The organism is Bacillus cereus group sp. BfR-BA-01453, assembly GCF_022662915.1.
GTDB lineage: Bacteria > Bacillota > Bacilli > Bacillales > Bacillaceae_G > Bacillus_A > Bacillus_A paranthracis.
Genome location: NZ_JAKUEN010000008.1, coordinates 156,295 through 171,452 on the forward strand (window position 1 = coordinate 156,295; position 15,158 = coordinate 171,452).

Here is a 15,158-nt window from a genome sequence, read left to right on the forward strand (position 1 = left end):
GGGATGTTTAAAATGGCAGGAAGATTAGATGAAGATTTAAAAGATGTAACATTATTAGGAAATCAAAATACAAAATATTTATTTGAATATAGCCCAGAAATTTTAGAGGTTTTTGATAATAATCATCCAAACCGTGATTATTTTGTAAAATTCAATTGTCCTGAATTTACAAGCTTATGTCCGAAAACAGGCCAACCAGATTTTGCGACAATTTATATTAGCTACATTCCAGAACAAAGAATGGTAGAGAGTAAATCTTTAAAACTATATTTATTTAGTTTCCGCAATCATGGTGACTTCCACGAAGATTGTATGAACGTTATTATGAATGACTTAATTAAATTAATGGATCCACGTTACATCGAGGTATGGGGTAAATTCACACCACGTGGAGGGATTTCAATTGATCCTTACTGTAACTACGGTCGCCCAGGAACGAAGTATGAACAAATGGCTGACTACCGCATGATGAACCATGATTTATATCCAGAAACAATTGATAATCGTTAATATATAATAGAAAGAAAGGATCTGTATAACATACAGATCCTTTCTTTCTATTATATTATGCATTTTGATTAATGACAGTATAGTTTTTATGACTTACAACTGTAAGAGGTTCCATATCTAGTTCTCTAAAATTCTCCATAATTGTTATATCTACAATAACGGAGTTTTGATTTACTTTTTGAACACGGCCTTGCATTCCACCTTTAAATTCAATGATATCTCCAGTTTCTGCGATCTGCATAAGCAACTCTCCTTGTTACAGTTTTCCCAAAAAAGAATAATTTTGGTTTTTTTTATTTCCTCTTATTTTGAACCATATTGTCCACTTTGTAAATGTTTCCAAAGTAAAAATTCGAAAAATATTCACTTTTTGTAAGAAAATATGCAAAAATGTCATGTTATTAGAAAAAAAGAAAGGTTTAAATGCAGACATCTTTATATAGGGGTATAATAAACATATACAATAACCTACTAAAGTGGGAGAAATTAGAGGCGGTAAAATGATGTTTGAATTTGTGGGGAGTGTTATAGTATTAACTTTATTTGTATTTTCTTATATAAATTTAAAAAAGATTCGTCATGATGAAACGACTACATATTTTGATGGGATGGATGGGATACATGCTGGGGTCACACATGAGAGTGGGGGGGATATGTAAAGTTGTATAACTTTCTTTTTTTGCGTGGTATGATATGTAAAAATAGTACATAATAGAGTTCGTAAGTGATGAATGGAGAGTGGAAAGAATGAAGATTTCTTTTATTCGTCATGGTCGCTTAAATCGTACTATAGAACCAATGACGGTTACATCCTTTCATGAATGGATGAAAGGATATGACTTACATACTATAACAGAAAAAGCACCTATACCAATGGAAACAAGAGAAGCGGTTGAGGCAGCAAAATTGATTGTATCAAGTGATCAACGGTGTGCTGTACAGTCAGCAGCTGAATTAATGGATTCTTTATCGTTTATACAAAATCCTCTCTTTAGAGAAGCTGCAGTTCCCACGAGCTTTTATGCTCCGAAGTGGATAAAATGCAAGCCTAACGTATGGATGTTTATCGGACGAACATTATGGATACTTGGTTACCATAAAGATGTTGAGTCCTACAAGGAAGTAAGAGAGAGGGCAAGACAAGCGGCCTACTTATTACATCATTACGCTCTCGTACATGGAAGTATTGCTCTTGTAGGTCATAATTATGTGAATGGAATGATTGGTGCCGAACTGAGAGCGATGGGATGGTCTGGTTCTCCTATTTTGCACAGAGAGCCATGGGGATGTACAACATATACGTTTCATGAGGCGATGAATGGAAATGTATTAAATACGAATTTAACATAAAAGCACACGATTTATATAAATCGTGTGCTTTTTTTAAGATATAGAAATTTTGATGTTCAATCGTTTTACGAGATGTGCATAAGGTTCGCCTACAAGCATAACGATCTGATCTTTTTTATAACCTAGTTTTTCGTATAGTGAATAGGCACGTTTGTTTTCTAAATTAACAAGTAATGCGATTTTGTCATGCTCCTTTTCAGTTGCATGGATTTCAGCAGCTTCAATTAATTTAGAACCAATTCCTTTTCCGCCATGTGCACTTGAAACTGATAAAGTATCAATGTAATATTCATCAAGTTCAGCTTCTTTTTCTAACGTAATCGATTCATCTTTATGTAATTCTCTTAAGTGATGTACGATTGGTGCATCAAGCATTGTTGCTTCACTACCGTGATAAGCGACAATAACTCCAACTGCATCCCCGTCTTGCTCATATACAAAACAGTTTTCATAGCTCAGTCGATTTTTCTCTTTTGAGAACCATGTTTCAAGTCCTAGTAATACTTCTGTCTCAACTGTGCTACCTGTGATTTTTTCAGCAATTTCGTGCAGAGCGTTATACAATAAAGGTGCTACCAGTTTCGCATCTGTCTTTTTTGCTTTCCGAATCATAGTATCCCTCCTAGTTCTATTCATATATTGTAGCATAGCGGTGTGAAACTTTGCATAATGGAATGTCGAAATGTTTGATATAGAGAAGTAGCTATGTTAGTATATGATATTTAGTGGACATATACTAAAGAGATATCTTTTGAAAAATAATGAAAATGAAATGAAGGTATAGCATCTGGATAATTTTACAGTTGTTGACCTATAGAATATAAGATAAAATAAAATATTGCATAGAGGTGAAATACATGGATAAAGAATTAGCAAATACAATTTTGGATCAGCTGAAAAATGGTGAAATAAAGGAGTATGTTGTTACAAAAGATGTATTTTATACGTTCAGAGAAGTTTTAGTAAATCGAGAAGACTTTAAACATTTCATTGGTAACGCACAGCGCGGCGGACAGGTCATTTATACATATTCAGAAACGCCACGTTCGTAACTAAAAGAATATAGGGAGGAGACTTATGGGTGATTTTAAACAAGGCATATTACCGCATTGGGATTATATGTGGAAAGATAGAGCCGGAAATCGATTTATGGGGATGGTCATGTATCCAGAGAAACGAAAGTGTTCGACAAAAATGCTTCAGAAAATAAAAAGAGCATATGAAGAGGCTGTAGAAATTAAAGTAACTGTACAAGTTCAACATACATGTCAGTACGTTGAAGGAATGATTGTGTACTTTGATGAAGAAGCTCCTGTATGTACAATGATTGATAAAGATGAAAATCCACATCATATATTTGTAAAAGATATTTTGCGTATTGAGTACTCTGCATAATCTTTTCATAAATAACTTGAATTTCCATAATAATAATCTTTTTCTATAATAGTTATCTTTTAGTATGTAACGCGAATCGAAAGTATATGTATAATATTTAATAAAGTAAAGTTGATAAATGTAATCGTTTTTTAGAACAGATTATCGTTTCATGTCTGTTCTTTTTTGCGTGATGCTGGAGAAATATATTCCTCCAGCATTTGCCGTTTTATGACAAAATATATTGTTAACTTTTTTAAAAATAAGGTTAAATTCGTTGACAACTTTTTTGAAAAGCACTTTATTGACATGAGTTTTAGAATGTTGTTTCATAGTCATTGTATTGAAAAAAATCGACGGTCTTGTCGAAAAGTAAAAGTTAAAAAAAGAAAGAATTTATACATATATCTTGTGTCTTATTTTGAAACGTAATACAATATATAGAGAAATCAAGAAACAACATACAGAGAGTATAGATTGAAAAGGGAGGGTCGGAAATGTTAGTTGCATATGATTCTATGACAGGAAACGTGAAGCGTTTCATCCACAAATTAAATATGCCGGCCGTTCAAATTGGTGAAGATCTAGTAATAGATGAAGATTTTATTTTAATTACGTATACAACAGGTTTTGGCAATGTACCAGAACGTGTTTTAGAATTTTTAGAGCGCAATAATGAAAAATTAAAAGGCGTATCTGCAAGCGGCAATCGTAACTGGGGAGACATGTTCGGTGCAAGTGCTGACAAAATTTCTGCTAAATATGAAGTGCCTATTGTATCAAAATTTGAGTTATCAGGAACAAATAACGATGTAGAATATTTTAAGGAAAGGGTGCGGGAGATTGCGACACATTGAACTGAATAATGAAATCACGCAAATGCAGGACGGTTTTTATCAGCTTCATAAAGATAAAGAGGCATTAGAAGTCTTTATGGAAGAAGCTAGAGAGAATACCGTTCATTTTAATAGCGTGGCAGAGCGAATGGAGTATATGAAAGAACATGATTACTATTACAACGTTCTGGACGAGTATAACTTGGAGGAAGTAGAAGAGGTATATAACATCGCTTATGGTGAAAACTTCGAGTTCCAATCTTATATGGCAGCATCTAAGTTCTACAAAGATTATGCGTTAAAAACAAATGATCAAAAACAATACTTAGAAAGCTATGAAGATCGTGTAGCAATTGTGTCATTATACTTAGGACGCGGTGATGTTGCGAAGGCAAAACAATTCGCAAGCATGATTGTCAAACAAAACTACCAACCAGCGACACCAACCTTTTTAAATGCGGGAAGAAGCAGAAGAGGAGAAATGGTGTCTTGTTTCTTGTTAGAGATGGATGATAGCTTAAATTCAATCGGCTTTAACATTAATACTGCAATGCAATTATCAAAAATCGGCGGAGGAGTAGCTTTAAACTTATCTAAGCTACGCGCACGCGGTGAGCAAATTAAAGGTATCGACAACGCTGCAAGTGGTGTAGTACCTGTTATGAAATTACTTGAAGATTCGTTTTCATATGCGAATCAGCTTGGCCAACGAAAAGGTGCCGGCGCAGTATATTTAAACATTTTCCATTGGGATATTATTGAATTCCTTGATACGAAAAAAATAAATGCCGATGAGAAGAGCCGTATTCAGTCTCTATCAATCGGAATTATCGTTCCAAGTAAGTTCTTTGAGCTTGCTGAGAAAAACGAACCTTTCCATGTTTTCGCGCCTTATACGGTGTATAAAGAATACGGAAAGCATTTAGATGACATTGATATCGATGAAATGTACGATGAATTAATGAGCAATCCAAAAGTGAAGAAGAAGCCGCTAGATATTAGTGCGCGTGATATGCTTATTAAAATTGCTATGATTCAGCTTGAGTCTGGTTATCCGTACTTAATGTTTAAATCAAATGCAAATAACCAACATCCATTGAAGGATATTGGAACTGTGAAGATGTCGAACTTGTGTTAAATATGTAGCACCTTCTAGTAGAAATGCTAGTCGAAAACTCCGTTAAACGGGGAAAGCCTCAAATTTGAGGTAACCTACCGTGCTAAATCTTATCTTAGAATGAGTCACTTTCTGTAAAATGTATTTTGGGAATTAAAGTACAGAGGATGGCGAAGTAAAATGAATCAGAAAGTCTCTTATGGTTTTATCTATATGACAGTAAATAAGTTAAATGGGATGAAATACATTGGGAAATGTATTTATAAAAGACAAAATAATTGGTGTGAATATCTAGGATCTGGATTATACCTTCAAAGAGCTATCCGAAAGTATGGGAGAGAAAATTTTGAAAAGCACATACTGGTAGACGCTTTTTCTGAAGAAGAATTAAACAGTCTAGAGGAAGAATATATCCTAAAGTTTGATGCTGTAAACTCTCAAGAATTCTATAATGTGAAACTCACTGCAATTGGCGGAGATATTTTCACAAACAATCCTCGTAAAGAGGAAATACGTGAAATAAGAAGAACGCAGATGAGTGGAAAAGGAAATCATCAATATGGGAAAGCTAAGACTAACAAAATGATAGAAGCAGTAAAACAAGCAAATTCTAGAGCTGTTATTGTTGAAGGAGTTTATTATAAAAGTCAAACAGAGGCGGCTAAAGTATTAAATTTAGGAATAACTACTGTGAACTATCGGTTGAATAGTGATAACTTTCCAGAGTGGCTAAGGATTAAGGAGAAAAACAATATTCAAAAACAGTCTAATAATCCTACCTGTAGGCTAAGTGTTGATGGGATAGTATATGAGAGCATTAAAGAGGCAGCTAGTTCCTTAGGTATATCATCCCCTACTGTGATAAGACGTTTAGATAGTGAGAAACATCCTAGTTATAAGAGACTTTCTGAAAGATTAAGATAAGTAAAAGCCTAACGACTATCCCTTATGGGAGTAGAGCGCAAGCGATTGGCGTTCGAAAAGCGGAGCACCTAATCAGGTAATGCTGTAGGTGATGATATAGTCTGTCCTGTATGGTGACATACAGCAGTTGCATGAGCAACGGACTGAGGAATAGCGAACTCGGTTGAACATTCGAGACAGAAATCTTCCAGCTACAAGAAACTTCTGAAATAAATGATTACGGTACAGATGACATTATCCGTCGTGATATTAACTGTAACTTAGGATCGTTAAATATCGTAAATGTAATGGAAAATAAAGAAATTCGTGAAGCAGTTCATGCGGGAATGGAAGCTTTAACAGCTGTTTCTGATATGACGATCATTCCGAATGCACCAACTGTGAAAAAAGCAAATGATGAGCTTCATTCAGTTGGGCTTGGCGCAATGAACTTACACGGATATTTAGCAAAAAATAAAATCGCTTATGAAAGTGCAGAAGCGAAAGAGTTCGCTCGTACATTCTTTATGATGTTAAATTACTACTCTATTGAGAAAAGTATGGAAATCGCTAAAGAAAAAGGCGAAACATTTAAAGACTTCGATAAATCTGATTATGCGAATGGGACATACTTTGAAAAGTATGAAACGACAGATTATAGTCCAGTAACTGAAAAAGTTCAGCAACTATTTGAAGGAATTCATATTCCGACAAAAGAAGATTGGACAAGTTTAAAAGAGCAAGTGCAGAAGAATGGTTTATACAACTCATATCGTCTTGCAATTGCTCCGACACAATCAATCAGTTACGTTCAAAATGCAACTTCAAGCGTAATGCCGATCGTAAGTCAAATCGAATCAAGAACGTATGCGAATGCGACAACATATTATCCAATGCCGTATTTATCAAAAGATACGTTCTGGTACTATAAATCTTCTTACGATATGAATCAGTTTAAATTAATTGATTTAATCGCAGAAATTCAAGAACATATTGACCAAGGGATTAGTACAATTCTTTACGTTAATAGTGATATTTCAACACGTGAATTAGCACGTTACTACATCTATGCACATAAAAAAGGCTTAAAGAGTCTGTATTATACGAGAACACGTAAATTAAGCGTGGAAGAGTGTGTGGCTTGTACTGTTTAATATAAAAATTAAGACATGATGAGCAGGGTTTTCTGAACCCTGCTCATGCTCAGTTATCAATTTTTCATGTTTATTTAGAGAAGGGGCGATTGAATGCGTGCGGTAAACTGGAACAAAAAAGAAGATGATTTTAGTTTAATGTTTTGGAAGCAAAACATCGCTCAGTTTTGGACAGAAGAAGAAATCGCGGTGTCTTCTGACAAAAATACTTGGGTGCAATTATCAAAAGAAGAGCAAATTGCTTATAAGCGTGTATTAGGTGGTTTAACACTTTTAGATACGAAACAAGGCGGCGAAGGGATGCCACTTGTACTTGTTCATCTTGAAAATTTACAAGCGAAGAGTGTATTAGCTTTCATGGGTGCAATGGAAGAAGTACATGCGAAGAGTTACAGTCATATCTTTACAACATTAGCTACTGAAGAAGAAATCGATGAGATTTTTGACTGGGTAGATACTCATCCGTTACTTGAGAAAAAGGCTGGTATTATTACGAGTTACTATCGTCGTTTATTAAAACCTGAAGTGACGAAAAAAGAGTTATACATGGCAATGGTAGCAAGTGTGTTCTTAGAAAGTTACTTATTCTATAGTGGATTCTTCTATCCGCTTTACTTAGCTGGTCAAGGAAAACTAACAGCAAGTGGTGAGATTATTAACTTAATAATTCGTGATGAGTCAATTCACGGCGTATTCGTCGGTATTTTAGCACAACAAATCTTCGCGGAACTTTCTGCAGAAGATCAACAAGAAGTGCAAAAAGAAACGCAAGAGTTATTAATGGAACTATATGAAATCGAAATGGCATACACAGAAGAAATTTACACTTCTATCGGTCTTGTAGAAGATGTAAATCGTTTCGTTCGTTACAATGCGAATAAAGGACTTATGAACTTAGGACTTGAGCCGAAGTTTGAAGAGGAAGAAATTAACCCAATCGTTTTAAATGGTTTACGTACAGATACGAAAAACCATGATTTCTTCTCTGTAAAAGGAAATGGTTACGTAAAAGCAACGAACGTTGAAAAGTTATCTGATGATGACTTCGTGTTTAATTTTTAATATATGATCATAAAGAAAAGCTGTCTTATTCATTGATAAGACAGCTTTTCTTTATGGTTTTGTTTACATAACACTATTATTTTCTTATAACGATTTCTGTTTGAAAAATTCTATCTAGCTAACGGATAGAATTTTTTTGTAAGTAAATGGGTATTTACAATCCTTTTGTATCGGTGTATTATTTAACTAGTACACCGATACAAAAGGAGGGAAGAAATGAAAATAGTGTTTTCTCCAAATACACCAATTTACATTCAGGTAATGGAATACATAAAAAAAGAAATCGTAACAGGACATTTATTGCCTGGTGATAAAATTCCTTCTGTACGTGAATTAGCGAGTGAATTACAAGTAAATCCAAATACGATTCAGCGTACATTTCAAGAGCTAGAACGAGATGGAGTTGTTGTAACGCGTAGAGGAATGGGACGATATGTAACGAATGAAGGGGAGAAAATTATGGAGCTGCGAAAAGAGATGGCGAAAGAATTACTTCACTCTTTTATAGATGGAATGGACAATTTAGGTTTTTCAGAAGAAGAAATTCTTACAATTCTTCGTTCTTCATTACATGAGAAAAGGGAGGAGAGCGAATGACAGAGCTATTAAAAATAGAAAACTTATGGAAGAGATACGGATTAAAAGCAGTGATTCGTGAATTAAACATAGAGATTACCGAAGGGAAAATTGTTGGGCTTGTTGGAGATAACGGGAGCGGGAAAACGACGTTATTGAAAATGATTGCTGGTCTGCAGCATCCTTCTGAAGGTAGTATTACAATCGCTGGTAAAAAGGTAGGATTAGAAACGAAAGAAATTGTTTCTTTTATGTCTGATAAACCAGTATTTGATGATTGGATGACAGTAAAAGATTCTATATTTTTCTACCGCGATTTTTATAAAGACTTCGACATTCAAAAAGCGGTAGATACGGTTGCGGAGTTTAAAATACCGTTAGAAGAAAAAATTACAGCTTTATCAAAAGGGATGGTTGAAAAGCTACAAATCATTTTAACATTTTCGAGGAAAGCGAAGTTATACGTACTAGATGAACCGTTGGGCGGGATTGATCTCATTTCTAGGGAACACGTACTGGAACTTATTCTACAATTTTATAGAGAAGATTGTACAATCCTAATCTCGACTCATTTAATAAATGAAGTTGAAAATATTTTTGACGAAGTAATCTTTTTAAAAGATGGTGAAAGTGTACTTCATGAAAATGTAGAGGAGTTACGCTTCCAACGAGGAAAAGCTGTTACGGATTTGTTTAAGGAGGTGTTTAGTAGATGAAGGCCAGTTTAATATATATGTACAATGCGAATAAAAAACAAATTTTTATTTCGTTATTGTCATTCATATTTATTGTAGCTGTCGCTTTTGTAAGTATGGGGAATTATATTAAACAAGAATCAGGAGAAGTAAGGCAAATGATTATTATTGCTTTAGTATTCTTAGTTTATATGATTTTTGCAGTATTAGTATTTCTGCAGGCGATATCTGCGTTTGGGAAAATGACCGAAAGTACATTATTTCGATTAACGCCGATATCTGGTAAAAAAATTGTTTTAGCAATATTGTCATATGCGGCAATTAGCTTCATGTGTTTTGAAGTAATAGGTGCTATATTTGTCTATAGTATTTCGATGAAAGTAATAAAAGGTACAGAACTCTATGGAATGTTATTTACGGAAAGTACAATTGAGATAGATATAGTAAAACAATTATTTAGTAGTGTGTTATATGTATTTAATTTATCAAGTATATTGTTAGTTTTACTTTTTACAGTAGCTGGTGTGAAAGTATTTTCTTTGAAAAAGAAAAAAATGAAGTATGTAATTATTTTCTTCTTATTTTTACTATTGACGAAAGTAATCAATATGATATATGAAATGTTAGGCGGATTGGCACCTACATCTGCCTTTATCAAAAAATTAGTTTATATAGATCAGTCAACAGATATAAATCTCATACTATATCCAGAAAGTCTTATGAATTTATATAGCCTTAGTTTTTCCATAGGAATATTTATTCTACTTGTTTATATAACAGGTCGCATAATCGATAAAAAACTAGAAGTCTAAAGGAGGAATCGGCATTGGGAAACGTAGTAGTAAAGTTGGAGAATGTTCGAAAAAGGATTGGTGGAACGGAAATTATTCGCGGTTTATCATTTGAAGTTCGCGAAGGGGAAGTGTACGGGTTCCTTGGACCGAATGGTAGTGGTAAAACGACGACAATTCGTATGATGACAGGTCTTATTTCAATGACAGAGGGCGATATTACAATTTGTGGTCATAGTATTCGCACGGAGCGTGAAAAGGCACTAGAGCAAATTGGAGCAATTGTAGAAAATCCTGAACTATATGATTATATGACAGGAATGCAAAACTTAAAGCATTTTGCGAACATGGCCATTACACCAATTAGTAAAGAGCGCATTGCTGAGATTGTAAAGCTTGTTGAACTAGAGCATGCGATTCATAAAAAGGTGAAAACATATTCACTTGGTATGAAACAGCGTTTAGGAATTGCACAGGCATTACTTCATCAGCCGAAAATTTTAATTTTAGATGAACCGACAAATGGATTAGATCCAGCTGGTATTCGTCAAATTCGTGATTATTTACAACGTTTAGCGAAAGAAGAGAATATTGCTGTAATCGTATCAAGTCACTTATTAAGTGAAATTGAACTCATGTGTGATCGCGTCGTTATTATTAAGCAAGGTGAGTTTGTACAAGAGTACAACTTACATGAACAAGCAAAACATGATGAGACAGTAGTTGTAGCGTTTGAAGTAGATCAAGTACAGAAAGCAAATGAAATCGTTCAAGGTAAGGCGCAAGGAAATGTCATTGTAGTATCTGTAACGAAAGAAGAAATTCCACAACTTGTAAAGAAACTTGTGAATGACGATGTGCTTGTATACGGAGTTACTGTTCAAAATAAAACGTTAGAGGACGAGTTCTTAGCGATTACAGGGGGAGTGAAAGCGTAATGTTGAAATTAATTCAAAATGAATTTTTAAAGTTGCATGCGAAAAAAGGTATGTATATTTTAATTGGTGTTATTGCAGTATTGGAGATTTTGGGAGTTTTAGCGATGCTGAAATGGGGAGACGGAACTGAATTTAAAGGATCCTATTTAGATTTTGCAAGTTCAGAGATTGGTTTAATTACTTTGTTTGCAACAATTTTTGGAATTACGATTGCTTCTCGTATGATTACGGATGAGTTTCAAAAAGGTACAATTAAGCAGCTATTAATCCGTCCAAGAAAACGAATGACAGTTTTATTCTCTAAATATATTACAGTATTACTTACTATAGTATTTATCATATTTGCTAACATGATCATTTCAATGATTATCGGCGGAATCGTAATGGATGGTAGTAAAACAGAATTAACGTTAGGAATCGTAATGAAATCTACTGTATATCAAGTACTTTCACCGCTCTTCTTTGCGACACTTGCATTTTTCTTAGCGAACGTATTTAGAAAGTCTGTCTTACCATTAATTATTACGATGTTCCTCTTCTTCTTACAAGGAGCAATTAATATGATGTTAATGATGTTTGCAAAAGGTGTAGCGAAGTTTGTAGTGTTTTTCCATTTAAATTTAAGTGTGTACGATAGCAATAAATTAGTAAGCGGCGGAGCGGAACCTACATTTACAGAGTTTACATTTACAACTTCCTTATTACTTGTAGCTGTATACTTTGTTGTATTACTTGTAGCATCAAGTGCATTATTCCAAAAACGTGACGTATTATAATAAAAGAAATCCCCGCTTGTAAAAACGGGGATTTTTATTACATAACTTTTTCATAGATTTCAAAGGAAAGAAAAAAATTACTATATATGTCGTTCGAAATAATTTGAGAAAAATAGGAAGAATTTCAACTATATTTATATTAAAATTTAGTTATCACACCATTTATTTTTACTATCTTTGGAGGTGTTCTATGTGCACTATGCATTTTCACGTATAAGACTACGCAGCTTTTTTGGATGGATGATTATAGGATTGTTCCTTACGATGATCCCATTAAGTCTAGCCAATGTTTCTGAGAATACGATGGAGGTTATTTCACAAATAACTTTATTTTTTGTATTTCCGTTATTTTGGTTATACGTAAAAACAAATAAAAATAATGTTGTATTCAATAGTTTTTTTGATAAACCAGGACGTTTACCGTGGGGATTAATTGTATTAGCAACGATAATGGGAATGATTTTTTCCGTTGGTATATCTCATATTCAATTTTACATATTAGCACATACGTTACCGAATTTCTTAGTTACTATGTTAGAAGACGGAACTGTTATTAATACGAGTAACATATATATGACGATATTTACTTTCATTTCAGCATGTGTATTAGCACCTATTATGGAAGAGGTTATTTTTAGAGGTTTCTTTTTACAGCGAATGGCTTATAAATGGGGGATTAAAAAAGCTGTCATTATATCTTCCATTATTTTTGGCTTAGGACATTTTGACGTTATTGGTGCGTTCATGTTTGGTGTTGTTATGTGTCTTTTATACATAAAGACACAAAATATATGGACGAATATCGCTGTACACGCTTTAAATAATTTCATTGCAACAAGTATGCAATTTGTTGGCGGAGAAGAGAGTAGCGCAATTTCAATTCCTGAATTACAAGCGCAAAGTAATGTATGGATCGGTATCGGTCTTACAGTTGTTGGATTACTTTGGTTAATTCCTTACGTTTGGAAACAATGGCGTACGGTAAAAGAAGTGGGTGTGCCACCAGTGCGCTTCATAAATGAGGAAAAAGTAGTGAGTGCATCACAAGAAAATGAAGTGTATAGTCAAGTGATTGTAACAGATAGATTGATGGCTGTAGAGCTACCAGATGAGGCTGTAAATAAGCTCGGGTTAGAAGAAAATGATTATGTAACAGTATCTGTAGAAGACGATAAAATCGTTATAAAGAAAGCGCATGATAGATAAGTAAAAAGTAGCTCCTTGTGAGCTACTTTTTACTTTGTGATAATTTCCACACGAAAATTATTGCCGTTCTTTACATATTTAATATCTGTAACAGTGCGGACTGCTTTTAAAATCTCAACTTTTTCACCAATTCGAGGGATAGTCGGAACATTGTCCCAAATGCCAAGCAAGTCATCTAATTGTGCCGTTTTTTCATAAAACCAGATTTTCAATGTAAAGCCCCTTTCTCGAACTATATGTATTTTAATACATAATATATTATTTTTATTCTTATTGTAAGGGGTTTTTATATATTTTATGAATAAAAATTAATTAATCTTCTGGAAAGATATGTTCAATATCAGGAGTAAGAGATATTTCTGATAATACGATATGAGAAACAGTCGTTGCATATGAAGAAACATCATTAATAAATTCTTCAAGTTCAACGAGTGAAGGAACAGAAATTTTTACAATGTAGCATAAGCTTCCTGTTACGCGGTAACAAAAACTTGCAGATGGATAGGACTGAATAAACTGTTGCATACGTGTTGTATCACCGTTTTTTAAAGTGATTTCTAAAATACAGTCTAAAACAAGTCCTGCTTTTTTATAATCGATATCGATTGTGTATTTTTGGATCACGCCTTCACTTTCGAGTTTACGAACACGTTCTGCAGTAGACGGAGCAGATAAGTTTACTCGTTTCGCCAATTCACGCATGGAAAGGCGACTATCATTATATAATTCATTTAAAATTTTTCGATCAACACGGTCTAGTTGCATTTGTAAATATACCTCCAGTAAAATGATAATTTTTGTAAAGGAAAAATATAAATTAAGATTCATATGAAATGTAAAGAGAACTTTATTTATTTTACAATAAAATAGAAGGAAATAGGAGGGGAAATGATGGAGAGAATTTCATTATCAAATGTGGGAAATACAAAGTTTCAAAAGTTATTAGGGCATAATCCAGAGTTATTACATTCATGGAGTATGGTAGAGAATACATTGTATAGTAAAGGAACTCTCTCGGCAGAGTTGAAGGAGCAAGTAAGAAGAACATTAGCTTACGGGAATGAATGTCCGTACTGTATGGCAAAGGGAAGGCCTGATGATATGCAAAAAGTAGAGGAAATAAGTGTAGCCGTTACTTTTGCACATACGTTTGTTCATGATAAACAAGCGATAGATGACAATATGTTTCGTGTGTTGAAACAATACTGGACGGAAAAAGAAATTGTAGAGCTTTGCGCTTATATTTGTTTTATTACTGCGTCACAACAATTGGGTTTTCTGTTTCAATTGCAGCCGAAAGAAGGAGAAAATGATGAATAATCAAATAGCACTTATTATAATTGATGTACAAAAGGCGTTTCAATTACCATACTGGGGTGAGAGAAATAATCTTTTTGCTGAAGAAAATATGAGAATTTTGTTAGCAGAATGGAGAAAAAGGAAACGACCAGTTTTTCATATTCAACATGTAAATAAAGAAAATGATCAGTCGATGTTTTATGAGGGAGCGGAAACAGTCAACTTTAAAGAAGAGTTGCAACCACTACCAGGTGAAGTGGTTATTCAAAAATCTGTTAATAGCGCATTCATTGGGACAAATTTAGAAGAGCAATTAAGAGAGAACAAATGTAATGCAGTAGTGATTGTAGGATTAACGACAAATCATTGTGTGGAGACTACGACACGAATGGCAGGGAATTTAGGATTTAAAACATATTTAGTGAGTGATGCGACGGCTACTTTTAACCGTAATGGTCTAGATGGTAAAGAGTATAGTGCAGAAGATATTCATAATATGACACTTGTAAATTTACATGAAGAGTTTGCTACAATTATGACGACAAAAGAAGTATTGAAATTATTTTAAGAA

Annotated in this window: 20 protein-coding genes and 2 pseudogenes; 18 read left to right on the top strand and 4 right to left on the bottom strand. The window is 33.9% G+C overall.

Annotated features, from left to right (window positions below):
• The first annotated feature begins 12 nt into the window (after positions 1 to 12).
• Positions 13 to 510 (top strand): preQ(1) synthase, encoded by a 498-nt coding sequence (queF, locus tag MR070_RS17440; protein ID WP_000918895.1) that lies wholly within the window; start codon positions 13 to 15, stop codon positions 508 to 510.
• A gap of 55 nt (positions 511 to 565) precedes the next feature.
• Here the strand turns inward: queF and MR070_RS17445 are convergent, their stop codons facing one another.
• Positions 566 to 751 (bottom strand): YkvS family protein, encoded by a 186-nt coding sequence (locus MR070_RS17445; RefSeq protein ID WP_001165081.1) that lies wholly within the window; start codon positions 749 to 751, stop codon positions 566 to 568.
• A 262-nt stretch (positions 752 to 1,013) separates the two neighbouring features.
• Between MR070_RS17445 and MR070_RS17450 the strand changes: the two genes are divergently transcribed.
• Both MR070_RS17450 and MR070_RS17455 read left to right on the top strand, forming a co-directional pair.
• Positions 1,014 to 1,169: a hypothetical protein gene (locus MR070_RS17450; RefSeq protein WP_041184191.1), complete on the top strand. Its 156-nt coding sequence runs from the start codon at positions 1,014 to 1,016 to the stop codon at positions 1,167 to 1,169.
• Positions 1,170 to 1,257: 88 nt separating this feature from the next.
• Complete coding sequence (locus tag MR070_RS17455; protein WP_242261706.1) at positions 1,258 to 1,860, top strand: histidine phosphatase family protein; 603 nt, start codon at positions 1,258 to 1,260, stop codon at positions 1,858 to 1,860.
• 33 nt (positions 1,861 to 1,893) lie between these two features.
• Here the strand turns inward: MR070_RS17455 and MR070_RS17460 are convergent, their stop codons facing one another.
• Entirely contained in the window at positions 1,894 to 2,472 is a 579-nt protein-coding gene (locus MR070_RS17460; RefSeq protein ID WP_242261707.1) for a GNAT family N-acetyltransferase, read from the bottom strand.
• 245 nt (positions 2,473 to 2,717) lie between these two features.
• Between MR070_RS17460 and MR070_RS17465 the strand changes: the two genes are divergently transcribed.
• The 13 genes and pseudogenes from MR070_RS17465 to MR070_RS17525 all read left to right on the top strand — a co-directional run bounded on the left by MR070_RS17465 (position 2,718) and on the right by MR070_RS17525 (position 13,288).
• On the top strand, positions 2,718 to 2,912 hold the full coding sequence (locus MR070_RS17465; RefSeq protein ID WP_000356683.1) for a hypothetical protein: 195 nt from the start codon (positions 2,718 to 2,720) through the stop codon (positions 2,910 to 2,912).
• 25 nt (positions 2,913 to 2,937) lie between these two features.
• Complete coding sequence (locus MR070_RS17470) at positions 2,938 to 3,255, top strand: hypothetical protein (protein WP_242261708.1); 318 nt, start codon at positions 2,938 to 2,940, stop codon at positions 3,253 to 3,255.
• Between the two features lie 476 nt (positions 3,256 to 3,731).
• The gene (gene nrdI / locus MR070_RS17475; RefSeq protein WP_000959450.1) at positions 3,732 to 4,091 is read left to right on the top strand and encodes a class Ib ribonucleoside-diphosphate reductase assembly flavoprotein NrdI; all 360 of its coding nucleotides are present in this window, start codon (positions 3,732 to 3,734) and stop codon (positions 4,089 to 4,091) included.
• A pseudogene (locus MR070_RS17480) lies at positions 4,078 to 5,205 on the top strand (ribonucleotide reductase N-terminal alpha domain-containing protein); the annotation flags it as partial. The gene nrdI and the pseudogene MR070_RS17480, both read left to right, overlap by 14 nt.
• A 141-nt stretch (positions 5,206 to 5,346) precedes the next feature.
• Positions 5,347 to 6,111 (top strand): annotated as a pseudogene (locus tag MR070_RS17485) (NUMOD1 domain-containing DNA-binding protein); the annotation flags it as partial.
• A 182-nt stretch (positions 6,112 to 6,293) separates the two neighbouring features.
• On the top strand, positions 6,294 to 7,244 hold the full coding sequence (locus MR070_RS17490; RefSeq protein ID WP_074543497.1) for a ribonucleotide reductase large subunit: 951 nt from the start codon (positions 6,294 to 6,296) through the stop codon (positions 7,242 to 7,244).
• A 93-nt stretch (positions 7,245 to 7,337) separates the two neighbouring features.
• On the top strand, positions 7,338 to 8,306 hold the full coding sequence (nrdF, locus tag MR070_RS17495) for a class 1b ribonucleoside-diphosphate reductase subunit beta (RefSeq protein WP_001203038.1): 969 nt from the start codon (positions 7,338 to 7,340) through the stop codon (positions 8,304 to 8,306).
• A 216-nt stretch (positions 8,307 to 8,522) separates the two neighbouring features.
• Positions 8,523 to 8,903: a GntR family transcriptional regulator gene (locus tag MR070_RS17500; RefSeq protein WP_098596736.1), complete on the top strand. Its 381-nt coding sequence runs from the start codon at positions 8,523 to 8,525 to the stop codon at positions 8,901 to 8,903.
• A complete protein-coding gene (locus MR070_RS17505) occupies positions 8,900 to 9,598 on the top strand; it encodes an ABC transporter ATP-binding protein (protein ID WP_000137734.1) in 699 nt (232 codons plus the stop codon). Before MR070_RS17500 ends, MR070_RS17505 begins: the two co-directional genes overlap by 4 nt.
• On the top strand, positions 9,595 to 10,389 hold the full coding sequence (locus tag MR070_RS17510; RefSeq protein WP_242261710.1) for an ABC transporter permease: 795 nt from the start codon (positions 9,595 to 9,597) through the stop codon (positions 10,387 to 10,389). Before MR070_RS17505 ends, MR070_RS17510 begins: the two co-directional genes overlap by 4 nt.
• A 14-nt stretch (positions 10,390 to 10,403) precedes the next feature.
• The gene (locus MR070_RS17515) at positions 10,404 to 11,306 is read left to right on the top strand and encodes an ABC transporter ATP-binding protein (protein ID WP_000528824.1); all 903 of its coding nucleotides are present in this window, start codon (positions 10,404 to 10,406) and stop codon (positions 11,304 to 11,306) included.
• Positions 11,306 to 12,082, top strand: a complete 777-nt coding sequence (locus tag MR070_RS17520; protein WP_000916000.1) for an ABC transporter permease — start codon at positions 11,306 to 11,308, stop codon at positions 12,080 to 12,082. Before MR070_RS17515 ends, MR070_RS17520 begins: the two co-directional genes overlap by 1 nt.
• Positions 12,083 to 12,274: 192 nt before the next feature.
• Complete coding sequence (locus MR070_RS17525; protein ID WP_000558799.1) at positions 12,275 to 13,288, top strand: CPBP family intramembrane glutamic endopeptidase; 1,014 nt, start codon at positions 12,275 to 12,277, stop codon at positions 13,286 to 13,288.
• Positions 13,289 to 13,317: 29 nt separating this feature from the next.
• On the opposite strand, the gene MR070_RS17530 is transcribed toward MR070_RS17525, so the two are convergent.
• The gene (locus MR070_RS17530) at positions 13,318 to 13,500 is read right to left on the bottom strand and encodes a DUF3913 family protein (protein ID WP_000707103.1); all 183 of its coding nucleotides are present in this window, start codon (positions 13,498 to 13,500) and stop codon (positions 13,318 to 13,320) included.
• 100 nt (positions 13,501 to 13,600) lie between these two features.
• Positions 13,601 to 14,053: an Lrp/AsnC family transcriptional regulator gene (locus MR070_RS17535; RefSeq protein ID WP_001175495.1), complete on the bottom strand. Its 453-nt coding sequence runs from the start codon at positions 14,051 to 14,053 to the stop codon at positions 13,601 to 13,603.
• Positions 14,054 to 14,179: 126 nt separating this feature from the next.
• Here MR070_RS17535 and MR070_RS17540 point away from each other — a divergent pair, with 126 nt between their 5' ends.
• Both MR070_RS17540 and MR070_RS17545 read left to right on the top strand, forming a co-directional pair.
• Positions 14,180 to 14,608: a carboxymuconolactone decarboxylase family protein gene (locus MR070_RS17540; protein ID WP_000439766.1), complete on the top strand. Its 429-nt coding sequence runs from the start codon at positions 14,180 to 14,182 to the stop codon at positions 14,606 to 14,608.
• A complete protein-coding gene (locus tag MR070_RS17545) occupies positions 14,601 to 15,155 on the top strand; it encodes a cysteine hydrolase family protein (protein ID WP_001064616.1) in 555 nt (184 codons plus the stop codon). Before MR070_RS17540 ends, MR070_RS17545 begins: the two co-directional genes overlap by 8 nt.
• Positions 15,156 to 15,158: the final 3 nt, after the last annotated feature.